We start from the raw sequence: 14,712 nt of genomic DNA on the forward strand, positions 1-14,712 counted from the left end.
TCATTTTTAAAGTCACAGTAGTTTTGCTTTAATTAATACCCATTTTAAATTTAAAGGTTTCAATTTCATCGACTGCTTTCTTATACCCCCCAGCATTTTTTAAAGATTTCCCAATTCTATGGCTGTTTTTTGTATAAATATCATTTGATAACACATGCATTGTTGTATTCCGTAATATTTCTGGAGTAAGCAAATTACGATTTAACTGCACTCCAGCTTCTAATTCTTCTATTCTTTGAGCAACTATAGGTTGATCTCCCATAACTGGAATAACTAGCATAGGAACACCAAAATATAAGCTTTCACTGACACTATTCATTCCCCCATGTGTAATAAATAGATCAGTATGCTGTAAAATGTCTAATTGAGGAACGTAATTATATAGCTTAAAATTAGAAGGAATATTTTCTAGTTGATTAATATCATTTTGTTCCCCTACAGCTAATATGACAGTAACCTGGCTATCCCGAAATGCTTCAAAACATGTGTGATAAAAGTCTGGTTGCTGGTTAAATACTGTTCCCATAGAAATAAAAATTAACTTGTTTCCCTTTTCCTGTTCTAAGGAAACAGAATTTACATCCTTACGTTGTTCAATAGAAGTCCCGACAAATATATAAGAATCATCAAATTCCTCTACATTTGGTTGATACAATTTTGATGTATATACAATAGTAATTTCTCCTGGGCATGTCATCACATTTTGTTTTTCATTAAGCTTAATGCCATAAATATCTTCCCATTTTTTAAAAATACCCATGACTTCCTGATATAAAGGAGATTTTTTATTTTCTTCTCCATGATTTTTCATAAGAGTAGAAGCTATCTTTTTAGTAATGGCAAATGTTGTACATGAAGAAATTTTAGGTAATTGTAATATGTCTGCTATGATCCATCCAACAGCGAAATTATTATCATATATAACATAATCGTATTTTTCCCCTTTTATTTCTTTTAAAATTATCTCTATTATTTTATCCATAGATTTTACTATGTGTAATAATATTTCTTGAGGATTTATTTGCCCACTCATCCTTTTTACCATGTCTATTTGTAATATGAAATTTTCATAAGGTCGAAACAAAGCTCCTGTATTTTCTATTTTACTTCTATACTCTTCTACGCAATAGTAAATAACTTCCTCGCCTCTTTTTATTAGTTCTTCGACAAGTGCAATTGTTGGATTAATATGTCCTTCTCCTGGAAAATTAAATATTAGAACTTTTGCCATAGTATTGTTCCTCCCCTTAGAATTAAATAACTATTCCTGTATTGCTAATATCAATCATGTACTGATATTTGAATTAAAGATAAATATTTTCTCTTTAAATATTTTTCTACTACATATCCTTTCTATTCAAGGGTCTTTCTCCTCTTATTTTAATAAAATCACTTGTGTTATTAAATGGAATAAACAATTAAGAAACAAAGTTGATATAAGAAATTACGTAATTTCTTCTCTCTATTTCTCTCATGTATAATAAAAAATCACTAAGTGTAGCAGGTGCTGAATTATGCACAGATATCAATATTTTTAATCTACCTATCACTAATATAATGAAGATAAAAGTATTGATATGAGGTTGGTTGCAGAAAAACGTTGCAACCGTAAAATCTTTAACGTTTTATCGCCCCTCATTTTCCGAAATTGCGAAAACCAAGCTAAAGTAGGTATTGTGTTAGGTCGTTCAATAGAATCGTCCCCTTTGTTTAACAAATGATTTTTTGTAAATAATATGTTTATTAAACAATTAATTAAGGGGGGCTTATATGCCACAGGATCGAAAAGCAGAGGTTCAAAACGATGCATATGAAGGAAAAGAGAACATGCCAGATAATCCACAGTCTCTACCGCATCACATGCAAAAAGAGCTGCCTCACGAATTTTCTGTAAATCCTCTGTTTGCCCGCGAAGGAGAATCCGTCGTTCCACGCTTTCATATGTCTGATGAAGGCATGTTACCAGAAACAGCGTATCAGATTGTCCATGATGAAATTACTCTTGATGGCAATGCACGCCTGAATCTTGCAACATTCGTTAGCACATGGATGGAGCCTGCCGCAGAGCAATTATATGCAAAATCATTTGACAAGAACATGATTGACAAGGACGAATATCCACAGACAGCTGAAATTGAAGAGCGGTGTGTCCGTATCTTAGCCAACCTCTGGCATTCGCCCAGCCCCCTTACGACTATGGGCGTTTCAACAACTGGATCGTCGGAAGCATGTATGCTCGGTGGGCTTGCTTTAAAGCGACGCTGGCAAAATGCACGTAAAAGCGAAGGAAAGCCGGTAGATCGTCCCAATATTGTGTTTAGTTCTGCTGTTCAGGTCGTTTGGGAAAAATTCGCGAATTATTGGGAGGTTGAACCACGCTATGTGAAGATTAGCCCTGAACATCCTCAATTGGATCCTCAGGGGGTCCTCGCAGCCGTGGATGAAAATACGATTGGTGTGGTACCGATTCTCGGTGAGACTTATACCGGTCTTTACGAACCGGTTGCCGCCATTGCGAAAGCGTTGGATGATTTACAGGCGAAGACTGGTCTTGACATTCCCATGCATGTAGATGCAGCTTCGGGAGGATTTATAGCACCGTTTCTTCAACCAGATTTAGTCTGGGATTTTCAATTACCAAGGGTGAAGTCTATCAATGTATCCGGACATAAATATGGATTAGTCTATCCTGGATTGGGTTGGATAATTTGGCGGGAAGCTGAAGATCTCCCTGAGGATCTAATCTTTCGCGTTTCCTATTTGGGCGGGAATATGCCGACCTTTGCCCTGAATTTCTCTCGTCCCGGTGCACAAGTGCTCCTGCAATATTACAATTACTTGCGTTTAGGGAAAAGTGGGTACTATGATGTCCAAAAGGCTTCTCAGAAAGTCGCTCTTTTTCTAAGTAAGGCCATTCAGAAGATGGAACCGTTTGAACTTTTGTCCGATGGGTCGGATATTCCGGTTTTCGCTTGGCGACTGAAAGATGGCTACACATCAAACTGGAACCTTTATGATTTATCTCGACAATTGCGTGTGTTCGGTTGGCAAGTACCCGCCTATCCATTGCCTCCAGATATGGAAGAGGTGACAATTATGCGAGTTGTGGTTCGAAATGGATTTTCCATGGATCTTGCGCATTTATTTTTGAGAAATCTCAAACAGACTGTTGCTTTTCTGGATTCCCTGGATGGGCCTATGCCACATGATACAAAATGTGATAATGGGTTTCATCACTAAATAAAAAAGCCTAATTTCTTCACATTAAATTGAGAAGTTAGGCTTTTTTATATTGGAATTTCCTTAACGTTGTAAATCCACATTTTTCTGAAGCTAACCTATATATAAGAAATAGACTTTATTATCTTTCGTCTAAATGTCTGGATATCTACTTTTTTTAAATCACTTATAAGACTGTTTTTTTCCATTTTCGTATTTTAGTTCTGAAATTCGTGAATGGAGCAACTGTATTGATATGCACCCATTTCCAAATAGGCTACTTTGCTTTTGTTGTGGCCCATTTTCTTTGTTCTGGTTGAAATAATTCTATTTCAGAAAAATCATTTATCCAATCAATTAACATTTGAACTAACTTTGTTTAACCAGTTTTGTTGGATTATTTTGCGAGGAATCATAAAAATTAGCCAGTTGAACCTTTGGCCTCTCTAACCACTTTACAAACAAACCTCGCTAATGCATTATGCATTGGGGGGAATATTGTAAATATGACATCCATTGTTTTACGTAGTGGCATTGGGCATATTATAGGTTTATTTTTATGAACTCCATTAATAGCAATTTTCGCAAGTTTTTGAGGAGACATCATCTTGTTTTTTTTCATTTGTTTAGTTATAGCAGACTTATCGATATTTATTGCTTTTGCAGCATCAAATATTGGAGTATCAACGAAGGACGGGCAAAGGGTACTTACTTTAATACCAAACTCTTCCGCTTCATAATGAAGAGAGGTTGTTAAACCTACAATAGCATGTTTAGTTGTGGAGTAGGCCGAAGCTATTGGGGATGGACCTAGCCCTGCAGCAGATGCCGTGTTGACAATATGTCCAAACCCTTGTTCTTTCATTATTTTATATCCCATTTGAGTACCATGAATGACTCCCCATAAATTGATATCAACAATTTCTTTCCAGTTTTCTAACGACATATCATACAATTCACCGTACATAGAGATTCCAGCATTATTAAATAGATAGTCTAGCCTGCCAAATTCTTCATATATCTCTTTGATTACATGTTCTACACAATTGTAATCAGTAACATCTAAATACGTAAACCTAGAATTTAAAACGTCTTGGTTAAGCCTTTCTTCAAACGCTTTTCCTTCGCTCTCATTAATATCAGCGATAACTACAAATACATTTCGAGACGATAATTCATTGCAAATAGCTCTGCCGATCCCTGAGGCACCGCCTGTTACAATAGCAATCTTTTTATTTTCTCCCATTACAGTTCCCCCCATAAATTAATCTATTTTTGTGACTGAATGGTACCACTGCTATCGAATAAAAGTTGATTTATCATAGATGCATATTCTTCTGCCACACACAAAGCACCATTGCTATTTAAATGAATACCATCTAAAGTCAAATGGAGACCTCGCTTACTGGATAATCGATCAATTCGAATCGGATTCTTATAAAGAAACACATCCTTCATTACTGTCATCACACTTGTGCTGATATAGTCTGAACTGTTCACGTTAGCCAACCGTTTCTCAAAAACTGATTGCATATCCAGAAAACTAACATTTAAAAATTGACTCGAGATATTTTCAATAATAGAAGACAAACCCTTTAACTCATAATTTGATTGATTTTTTAAGTTTTCTCCCACTATTGCTGGTGAAACCACAACAACGTACTTTGAAAAAGGAATGACTATATTTAGTATTTTGTTGAAATAATTATTAAATTCTCGATGGTCTTCTACAATTGGTTGAGCTTGCACTTTTAACAGTTTTGAATAAACATCATTAGTACCAATCCAAAGGAAGATTAAATCAAAATTTGATTCCAACTTGATTTTCGTTAATCGTGTATGCAAACTTTTAACTGTTTCCCCTGGTTTACCAAGGTTTAAAAATGTGATACTTGGATATTTTCGTTTTAATATGTTCACAAAGGACACTCCTGGACGACCTTCAGTTAAACTATCACCGATTAATCCAATCTTCATTTTCATTTCCCCCGTCTTTTATGGATTCTAAAAAGATTGTAATCGCTTGGTTAAACAGCGGTTCTAGTGTTGTCAGCTCATGTGTATTCGTGAGCTGACATAATCCCCCAAGCCAAGTTCCTAGCAATATAGTCCATTCGTCTAGATTACCATCTTTGAACTCCTTTTTTTCTACCCCCTCTTTGAAAATTGTTTGATAAGTATTCATTGGTACAATTGATAAATCGAATAATTTCTGGACCGATTCAGGACTAGATTTTGGGTTTGAAGCGAGCTCTTGACCTGATTTTAATAACGGCGTTTGGTAATTATAAAGGACATGAATTGCCATGCCGTATAGTTTTTCAGTTGCGGTTGAATAAGTAGATTCTTTTGCTATCCATTTTTCATACCAATTTTGCATAGTTTCTTGCGCTAAGAGAACAAATAGCTGTTCTTTGTTTGTAAAATGATAATATATATGTCCTTTACTGTAACCAGAGGATTTGGAGATATCTCCGACAGATGTTTGGTTATATCCTTTTTGAGAAAACAAAAGTGATGCATGCTCCATGATTTCTTTTTTTGTAATCTCACTATCATAATGCCTTTTATTCAAATACATTCTCCTCCCTTTAATTAGTACAGTCGTTCTAATTTAAATATACGTATAGAATTTAATTTTTGTGCAGATTATTAAAGAAATTACACTTATATTTTAGAAAATAGGGGAAATTCTACATGAACTTCATTACTATAATAGACTCTAATTTTTTGTTTTGGGGCAAATATTATATAAAATGATATCGAACATAATAGGTATGTCTGAATCACTAGTTTCTAAAAAGCCTTCACGCAATGATGATTGCATGAAGGCTTTTGATGTTTTCTTATTTTTTTGTTTCGTTGACCCATGTAATAATGTCCTGGATGACGTACTCGGGAACATTAGCAGGGATTTCGTATTCACTAGGAAGACTTAATTCCCCGTCACCCTCCGTGAAGAAATGATTCAATTTCGGGTATTTTTTGAACTGAACATTTCCACGGTTTGAAAGTCCTTCTTGCCATTTTGTATAATCACCTTTTACTGTTACTTGATAATCGCGTGCCCCTTGCAAAATGAGTAAAGGCTCTTTTCGTGATTTTGCCTCTTCAACTGGACGCCACCTAGAAACATCATACATAAAATGAGGTGACCCCAAATTGTAGCCAACTGGAGGATAATCAGGATTGAAAGTAGGATCCTTAATAAAAGCGACCTGTCTTTTTAGTTCAGTGATTTTTTCCTTTGACGCCCCAAGGTATTCATACTGATCAATGAAAATGTCAGTCAAAGAGCGTGCAGGTGGTGCGAGTAAGATGCTTCCTCGGACAAGTGAGGAAGGCGCTTTGCTTAGTATACGTGGCATTGTACCGGCTCCTAGACTATGTCCAAGAATGAAAATATTACTTGGATCAATGCCTTCCTGCTGCGCTGCTGATTTTGCTGCATAGATGGCATCATCTGTAGTATCACGGTCTAACGTACTTGGTTCTGCACCCATCTTTAATGCATGTTCTAAGGTACGTTTTTCATAGCGCAACACTGCAATTCCGTTGGAGGAAAGGCCCACCGCAAGATCGCGTAAGATTTTTGTTCCCATATATGTGCTATCGCGATCATGGATACCAGAACCATGAACAAGAACAACTACGGGCAGTTTTTCACCAGGCTTATGTTTCGGAACTGTTAATGTCGCTGGTAACGGATAGGTAGAATTTCCAATGACGATTTCACGATCTTGATAGGAGTCAGGTTGATCATAGCTAGGATGGGGGATGGTAAAAGATTCCTCGGGTGGCCTTTCTCCAATTTCATCTACTTTCCCGCCAGGTGTGAATTTAAGGAGTAGCGGTATGGTAGTTCCTTCGGTAGCTGCTGGAATTTCTACCGTCTGATGGACCAAGTTTCGTTCTTTTATCACGGGGGTTCCCATGCTTTTTATCCCGCTCCAGCCACTTTGTGTCCACCAGTTTTGTAATGTGGCTGCTGTAAACTTGGATTGAAAAGCAGTAGATGTCAACTGGAGTGCCTCTGCATACTTACCTTGCTGGAGATATTCAAAAAATAATGATGTACGCTCCGTTAAAGAGACTAGTTTTTTTTCAACAGATTGTTCATCGCGTGTATCTGCGTGAATAGCTGTTGTAAGCGGGAAAGATGCAATGCCAAAAGAAAAGAGTAGGGTAAAGGTAAGTACTGATCTTTGTATTTTCTTTTTTTTATTCATGTTCTAACCTCCAATATGTGATGGTAAAAAACAGGTATGGTAATTAGAATTCTGGTGCAAAAACTTCAAAATATTTGCAAGTAATCTCCAAAACTTGGACACACTGATATTATTAATCTAAAAACCGTAGATTTATCTTTTTCTACATGCATATAAACTTCAGAAATAATCTTTCTTCCTTCACTTTATATTTTGATTATAGGAAACAAAGCTCTCTTTTTTCTTACTTGATACTTACAAATTCCTTAAGTAGAGGATATTTTAAAATCTTAGGTTGATGGGTATGTGGCGGTACCCCTTATACAGCATGTACTGATTATTAAAGAAAAAATGCAATCGGGTCTATCGCTACATCAATAAAAATAATTCAAATTTTTCACTTTTATACTTGCTATATCCATATGTACATAAGCCAAAACAAACTCCACCTATACTATTTATAGTACGATAGTCGATTAATAATTACATCTAGAGAAACATCCCTGATTATAACAGTGAGCTTTGGCTAACTATTCGAGTCACCTTATTTTACTCTCTTCGGTAAAGCTGAGCCTGAATGTTCAATTACTGGATGAACATGAACATTAAATTCAGCATTACTAAAATAATTTTCACCTTGATCCCAATTCTTACTTATTTTCTTCCATTCTTTATAATTATTCCGCTTATATACTTCTCCTAACGCTAATACATCCACCTTATATTTTTTTTGAACAAGCTTTATTGATTTTTGAATCCTTTGCTCCATCTCTTTTGAAATATCCTTCGTTAAGCGTTTTTCATTCATAAATTTTTTATGATCACTAAAATGCAACTCCGCCAAAGTACCTTCGAGAAATAGATGAATATCAAACTTCGGTTTTGTAGTATTTTTAGTAAACACCTTTATTTTTCGGTGTAGCTTATGAATTTCATATGTAATAAGCTGATTCTTTTTACGTATGGTAAAATAACCTCCTAATTTTTCACCAATTACAAAGTTCATTCCCACTGTCTGTTCTCCGTTTAACATTCCAACATACTTGTTATCCTTCCCGCGAAACAACGCAGCACCATTCATTTCTATCCCTTGTTTTGTTGGCCTTAAGACAGGTAATACAAAACTTTGTTTTGAAATTATCTTTTCCTGCACGTCACCAATTCTTGCTGCCTCAATCATTTGAGCATTTTTCGGGGGATGTTCAGCTAGCATATCAATATACTGTGCCGGTAAATTTTCTGGTTTTGCACTTTGTTTCAAGATAGCTTCTGCATTTTTTTCAGAAACAAATAGACGGATGTTTCTTCTCATTTCATGATCACGAATATATAGATCAAGCGTATTTTGTAAAACATTAGGATTCGTGAGTAATTTTTCAGAAAAAATGATTACTTGTATATGCGGAAAAAATAATTCGCGACTAATTTTTTTAGCGATAGTTCGTATTTGTTCAAGTACACTATCTGCTTTTGCACTCACATTAATATAATTATTTCCTGCACCTTTTCCACCTTGCTGCGTTAACTTACTGGGAAGTACCATCTGATAGGTCCCTTTCATAATTGGATTTGATTTCGTTTCCTTAACAATATCGTAAGCCGCACCTACTACAAATCCTCTTTCTTCTATCTCTGCTAACTCAGAGCAACCGCTGATAGCCCCAGCTATAAGGCCAATTGATATAATTTTAACGTATTCCCCGAAAGAATTCTCCTTCCTCAAGCGTGTGAAGGGCGTAGCCCTACGATAGGTGGGAGATGAATTTCGGTTTGGCATAGCCAAAAACTTTTGATAAACTAGCTATATGAAGTTCTTTGATAACTTGATATAGAAGGTTGCAGGAAGAAAATAGAGTGCGAAAACCAAGCCATTCGGTTCCTGCGTAAAATATCAACCGTACCAAAAGAGCATCCATGCGTTGGACTAGGGGTGGAACACCCCGAAGTAACGCTCAGGGAGACGAAAGGTTACTTTCGTCGGGGAACTGAGAAGCTCCCACTTCAAGCTTTGCTAAGTGGCGAGTAGTTCACGAAGACATTTCATTTCTACCATTCCTTTATTTTAGCTTATATACAATCAAAACTAGTAAAGGCGTTAACACAACAAAGTTCATATCAATACAATCAAAATCAAAATAATCCCACTGTCTGAAAATATAACTTGCATAGTAATATCTCTAGGCATAGACAATGTACCTACATCAATGTTAGTTGAATATGCGCAAAACCAAGTCCCCATTATCTAAGTTTTTCATCTCCATGCTTAAATGATTTCAATTATTTTTGCTTCTCTAGATTTTTTATAAAATCTTACATCTAAAATTAATCTGTTTTGCCAGTTAACATAGATTTTGACAGACGGATAAATTCTTCTTTTCAATCTAAAAAATTGTATTTGCAATAAGAGTTATATAAGAAATACCAACACTTTTTAAATTTGTTATATAAATCGTAAGTGCAATAGGATATAAAATAATTCCATACAGTCCAAAACTAATCGGAATAAGTAAAACAATAATACTAAGAGTGAATCTACAATCCCTATATTCACCGCCACTTCTCTAATTACAAGTCCAACTGTTTGTCCCATCGATTTCAGAGGTCTAATTTCAACTTTAACAATTCCACTCACTTAACTTTCCTTTCAATAGGTTGTAGCTAGGTTCTGTTAGTAGAATGAAATATATACTAGAAAAGAGCCATCCCTCTTTAAGGATAGCTCTAACAGATGAATTATTTAACTCGATTGGCCAGTCGAACACAGCCTTAAATAATGGCGATTACGAGATATGAGTTATGTTTGAAATTAACAAAAACATAATATAACCAATAAGTCTTTTGCTCCAAATTTACTTCTTCATTGAAAAAAACAACATTTTCAGCTAGGTTTAGTAAGGAATTTTAGGATGAAAAATTATAAATCCCTTGTACAATTAATTGTAATTCATCAAATACAGACATAGACATACAAATCCACTTTATTTTTTAAAGAAAGGCTTAACTTATTTATTTGTTAACCAACGTTAGAAATATTATTTGTATGTATTTAAAAACTCAAGAGCTTTGTTAAAAGTTTCTTGACCTGCAGGTGTATTCATTTTAAATTGAAATTCATGCGCTAACTCTCCAGAAATATTTTTATCAAAAAAGAGTTTTTCTACAGGTACCCCCTTACTTTCTAATGCAGAAGCCATTGCTTTGCCTTGTTCTTCAAATGATGCTGTATTTCCATCTGTAATAAACGTTGGTGGATAATCTTTTGTTATATGTTTAAAGATTGAAGCAATTTCTATTTCAGGTAAGCTTTCAAAATCCCTTTTCCCAAAATAAGCCCAGCCAGTGGTACGCATAAAGTCTTGCACTTCTTTAGTTGTTTCCATTTTAGCTAATGCAGGCATATCATACGGACCACAAAATAGTAATATACCTTTAATTGTTGAAGGTTCAACAATAGGATCAATTTTAGTTAAATTTGCATACCTAGGAGAGGTTTGAATATTAACGAATTGTCCAGATATTTGTGCTCCAGCAGAATCTCCTGCAAAATATACGCGATCTAATTTTAAATGATATTTTTTCGTATTTTCTTTTATATATTCGTAAGCTTCACCAAATTGGCGTACTGGTGTAGGATACTTCCTTTTAGGAGCCAGAGCATAATTTATATTAACCACTGTATACCCCTTAGCTGCTAATTCTACTGCATAGCCAGTAATGTCAGACTTATCTCCACCCACAAATCCACCCCCATGCACCCAAAAGATAACAGGTGTTTTTTCATTATGGATTTTTGGATAAATAATATCTAATGTACCATCAGGAAATTTAGAATTATAATTGATATCCCTAACAATTTGTGTTTCGTTTATAGCATTTTTATAATTATCGGATTGAACAAACATTCCACCTTCAAACGCCTTTTTTATAAGAAATGCTTTTGGATTAGGAGAAAGATTCCAATAACTAATCCCTGCAACAATTAGTCCGAAAACAATCGTAAGTGATATAAACATTCTTTTCTTCCATACCCCTTTAGATTTTGATGATTTTAATTTCATAAGTTTAGAATCTCCATTCTTTTTAGTATCCTAACAATGTGAAAAAGTAAGTATTAATTTTGTGCACTAAAAAATATAAAAATAATGCTAATCTATCAAATGAATTAGTACCATTAGAGACAAATGGACTTATTAAGGCACATATTTATCTAACCTACATAAACTAATAATGTACAATCGCCTACTTTATGAATTCTTTAATGATATATAGAAAGTGTTTATTAAGTTATGATCGTTGGGGAATATCATTAATATCTCTTCTAAAATATATAGGGTACATATTACATATCGCGGTCTGTTTATTTTAGAGCAAGGTTGTTTATAAGTAGTTCCTTTCTTTAAAAAGAGGAAATATAATTTTTAAATTAAATATCTAAATGAATAAATTTAGCACGGGAAAGGAATTGAATTTATGTCCAATTTTAATTTTATTTCTGATCAATTTGCTACAATTCTTAAAGGCAAGTGTAAAATAAATCAAGGTGGTTGTTCGGTGTCTTTTCACCGCAATTTCAAGGTGTTTATTCAAGGAAAACCAAGTGCCTATGTGGTACCCGTCGGAGTAAGTTTTGAATCATTAGATCAAAATGGTAATGCATTAAATCTAGGTGAAATCGCGGTTCTACAGGAAGAGATCCCTGCATTTATGAATTCAATTGTACAACAAGGGATTATTGTCAGTGCTTTACATAATCACTGGTTATACATGAATCCCTTAATTATGTATGTTCATATCCAATCGGTAGAGCCCCCGTTACATTTTGCAAAAAAATTGGCGAATTCCTTTTTGTCCTTAAACAGCTATCCTGTCGCTAATAACGAAGAACATTAATCAATGTTTTGGTCGTATTCATTTGTTATTCTGGGAGGCACCACGTGTCCATTAACTTAAGTAACTTTAATCCCCCTAAACAAGTTTGATTAAAAAATGATGTTTTCTTATAGATCTTTTAAAATGAACTATAAGCATTTGCGGAAGAATCACAACGATATGTTCACCTGTATTTTTAGTAGAAATAGCCTATTCTTGGTCCATTGGAGACGTTATATTATCTTTATAGGTATCAATATAGATATTTCCATTTGCAGCACGTACAGCATACGTAACATCTGTGTAGTTGAGGTTACGTTTTTTTAGTTCGCATTGTAATTCTAACCCCGTATGATTGTTTTGCTTTAGGTTTTCTGTCATAATTTCCCCATCCATGATTAGCTCGATGGGAAGCTTACACTCTTTTTTTGTCGGTATATTTAAATCTTGTTTTGTAACAGTACGGTATTCAGTTTTTTTCAAAACAGATATTTTACCATTTGTTTCAACTACGACATAAAGAACTTCTTCAATGTTAAAAATACCATTCTCTCTTAATTGTTGATTTAAATAATCTAGAGAATAGCGCATTTTTCGCATATTATTTTCTAAAATTTTTCCATTTTCAATAATGACTGTTGGATTTCCTGCAAATATTTTTCTGCCTATTCGACTTTTCATGGATATGTAACTTACCATTAAAATGATAAATACTAAAATAAGAAAAGCAATAACTGCATGATGAGTTTTTACATTCAAATTAAATGCCAAATTTGCAATAATACTTCCAATAGAGATAGCACCAATAAAATCAAAGGTATTCATTTCAGCGATAATTTGTTTTCCTAATATTTTAGCTCCGATAAATAAAATCGAGAAAGATAACAAAGTTCTCAAAATAATCTCTATATGTTGAGACACAAATAGCTCCTCCTTTTACGTTTGGGGGTTTGAATAATAACATCTTATATAAGAATAATATGTATCATTGCAAAAGAATTTATTATGTTCAATAACATTAGATAATTCATGTAGCTGAATTGATCTCAATCTTGTTGTCAAGTTTCTCAAAAAATAATACTTACTTTCTACATAATATCAGTTCTTCAATTCGTTTTATGATTAGCTATAAGGAACGCTCTCGATTAGAGCTCTTTTTGTTTAAATACAGATTTTATTTTATTCTCATACACCTTTTTGATTCTATTCCGTACATTATTATCTCAAGGAACCCACAGATTTCTAAGGTCCAATTTCCTTGAATTTCTTGCACACCGTGTGGAAAGAACCCATTTATAGCAAACGGATTCTTTTATTTATTCATCATACAATAACTATTTTATCAAGCCCCAATTTACATTTATGCTAACTCTATAATAGGTATACTGACATTTGCTTGCGGCCTAGTAGTAACAGGTAAAAAACACCTCTTATAGTTTGCGTTATAGTTATAACATTCAATTTACGTCATTGTCCCCCTAGAGTTTGTATAATAACTCCTCCACCTAAAGGAGTGACTAACATGTAAAGTATCTATTTCATTTCGAATCATTTATTTATGGTCGATATTTATCCTTCTCTTTCATCTCTAATCACTCTAACGCTTAATGATATTACGCATATTTTTAGATTTTCCATTTGTATCTATATTAATTGAGACATTTCTTCGGATATTATTTTCTGTAATGACCTTGAGATTAAATCAAATGCAGATTTATAATCTTCACTATCCTTTTTTTATACGTTATGATTTAGTACTGGTAGAGGTTGCTGCAGAGGAACGTTAATTACCCCTATCATAGTTGCCTGCTGTGCCTGTATGAAAACATACATTATTTGTTTGCAAGTCCGTGTTAGCAACACGTATTAACGCAAACTCCTAGTGAAGGTTATGGAAATAAATATATGATGCGAATGTTTCAGGTTTGTTAAATGGAATGCAAGCAGTACTTCCTTCGATGATTGAGCGCAAAATAAATACTTAATAAAAAATTAGGGATTATCTGAAATATGTTTAGAGACACTTATTTTTCATTTTTTTATTCTCCTATTTAAACGGTATTTACTATGTAATTGTGCATATTAATTAAATACTTAACAAACTCAATGTTACATGTGGTAAAATATATGAGAAAGGTATTTTCTATAAAGTAGGTTCTTAGGCCAGAAGGCGTAACGCATCTCATATTTATGATGTGGCGTTACTGTTAATACCCATACATATGTAAACTATTTTTCAAATAAAGTCTATTGATGTCTAAGATTCTGTTTTATAGGAAGTGTTTTTATGGGATGGGGAATATATATAGGAACGTGGTTCAAGTCAAAGAAAAGGCACTCCTAGGAGTGCCTTTTCTTTGACTATTTATATGTGCGAACGCTTTCGAAATTATTGGATCTAAATTGCTGTACGCAT

Annotated in this window: 10 protein-coding genes and 2 pseudogenes; 2 read left to right on the forward strand and 10 right to left on the reverse strand. The window is 34.1% G+C overall.

Features of this window, described 5'->3' with window-relative positions:
- Window positions 1-28: 28 nt before the first annotated feature.
- Window positions 29-1,231: a macrolide family glycosyltransferase gene (locus AC2CGR_RS22515; protein WP_484481171.1), complete on the reverse strand. Its 1,203-nt coding sequence runs from the start codon at window positions 1,229-1,231 to the stop codon at window positions 29-31.
- A 539-nt stretch (window positions 1,232-1,770) separates the two neighbouring features.
- On the opposite strand from AC2CGR_RS22515, the gene gad reads away from it, so the two are divergent.
- Window positions 1,771-3,240 (forward strand): glutamate decarboxylase, encoded by a 1,470-nt coding sequence (gad, locus tag AC2CGR_RS22520; RefSeq protein ID WP_484481172.1) that lies wholly within the window; start codon window positions 1,771-1,773, stop codon window positions 3,238-3,240.
- A 166-nt stretch (window positions 3,241-3,406) separates the two neighbouring features.
- Here gad and AC2CGR_RS22525 read toward each other — a convergent pair.
- The 8 genes and pseudogenes from AC2CGR_RS22525 to AC2CGR_RS22560 form a co-directional block, all read right to left on the reverse strand.
- A pseudogene (locus tag AC2CGR_RS22525) lies at window positions 3,407-3,598 on the reverse strand (ClbS/DfsB family four-helix bundle protein); the annotation flags it as partial.
- A 42-nt stretch (window positions 3,599-3,640) separates the two neighbouring features.
- Entirely contained in the window at window positions 3,641-4,465 is an 825-nt protein-coding gene (locus AC2CGR_RS22530) for an SDR family NAD(P)-dependent oxidoreductase (RefSeq protein ID WP_484481173.1), read from the reverse strand.
- Window positions 4,466-4,488: 23 nt separating this feature from the next.
- Window positions 4,489-5,196, reverse strand: coding sequence for an SGNH/GDSL hydrolase family protein (locus AC2CGR_RS22535; protein ID WP_179192548.1), 708 nt, complete (start codon window positions 5,194-5,196; stop codon window positions 4,489-4,491).
- Window positions 5,174-5,794 (reverse strand): TetR/AcrR family transcriptional regulator, encoded by a 621-nt coding sequence (locus AC2CGR_RS22540; RefSeq protein ID WP_484481174.1) that lies wholly within the window; start codon window positions 5,792-5,794, stop codon window positions 5,174-5,176. Before AC2CGR_RS22540 ends, AC2CGR_RS22535 begins: the two co-directional genes overlap by 23 nt.
- Window positions 5,795-6,065: 271 nt before the next feature.
- Window positions 6,066-7,448, reverse strand: coding sequence for an alpha/beta hydrolase (locus AC2CGR_RS22545; RefSeq protein ID WP_484481175.1), 1,383 nt, complete (start codon window positions 7,446-7,448; stop codon window positions 6,066-6,068).
- A 523-nt stretch (window positions 7,449-7,971) separates the two neighbouring features.
- A complete protein-coding gene (locus AC2CGR_RS22550; RefSeq protein ID WP_484481289.1) occupies window positions 7,972-9,114 on the reverse strand; it encodes a Ger(x)C family spore germination protein in 1,143 nt (380 codons plus the stop codon).
- 692 nt (window positions 9,115-9,806) lie between these two features.
- Window positions 9,807-10,035: pseudogene (locus AC2CGR_RS22555) on the reverse strand (spore germination protein); the annotation flags it as partial.
- A 424-nt stretch (window positions 10,036-10,459) separates the two neighbouring features.
- A complete protein-coding gene (locus tag AC2CGR_RS22560; RefSeq protein ID WP_484481176.1) occupies window positions 10,460-11,485 on the reverse strand; it encodes an alpha/beta hydrolase in 1,026 nt (341 codons plus the stop codon).
- A gap of 412 nt (window positions 11,486-11,897) precedes the next feature.
- Here AC2CGR_RS22560 and AC2CGR_RS22565 point away from each other — a divergent pair, with 412 nt between their 5' ends.
- A complete protein-coding gene (locus AC2CGR_RS22565) occupies window positions 11,898-12,317 on the forward strand; it encodes a DUF1259 domain-containing protein (protein WP_078386294.1) in 420 nt (139 codons plus the stop codon).
- Between the two features lie 189 nt (window positions 12,318-12,506).
- On the opposite strand, the gene AC2CGR_RS22570 is transcribed toward AC2CGR_RS22565, so the two are convergent.
- Complete coding sequence (locus AC2CGR_RS22570; protein WP_484481177.1) at window positions 12,507-13,217, reverse strand: DUF421 domain-containing protein; 711 nt, start codon at window positions 13,215-13,217, stop codon at window positions 12,507-12,509.
- Window positions 13,218-14,712 lie beyond the last annotated feature (1,495 nt).

The organism is Bacillus sp. LSHTCR4, from assembly GCF_057197025.1.

Coding starts and splice junctions, on each gene's coding strand:
- AC2CGR_RS22515 (WP_484481171.1), bottom strand. CDS start 1,231: ATGGCAAAAGTTCTAATATTTAATTTTCCAGGAGAAGGACATATTAAT.
- gad (WP_484481172.1), top strand. CDS start 1,771: ATGCCACAGGATCGAAAAGCAGAGGTTCAAAACGATGCATATGAAGGA.
- AC2CGR_RS22530 (WP_484481173.1), bottom strand. CDS start 4,465: ATGGGAGAAAATAAAAAGATTGCTATTGTAACAGGCGGTGCCTCAGGG.
- AC2CGR_RS22535 (WP_179192548.1), bottom strand. CDS start 5,196: ATGAAGATTGGATTAATCGGTGATAGTTTAACTGAAGGTCGTCCAGGA.
- AC2CGR_RS22545 (WP_484481175.1), bottom strand. CDS start 7,448: ATGAATAAAAAAAAGAAAATACAAAGATCAGTACTTACCTTTACCCTA.
- AC2CGR_RS22560 (WP_484481176.1), bottom strand. CDS start 11,485: ATGAAATTAAAATCATCAAAATCTAAAGGGGTATGGAAGAAAAGAATG.
- AC2CGR_RS22565 (WP_078386294.1), top strand. CDS start 11,898: ATGTCCAATTTTAATTTTATTTCTGATCAATTTGCTACAATTCTTAAA.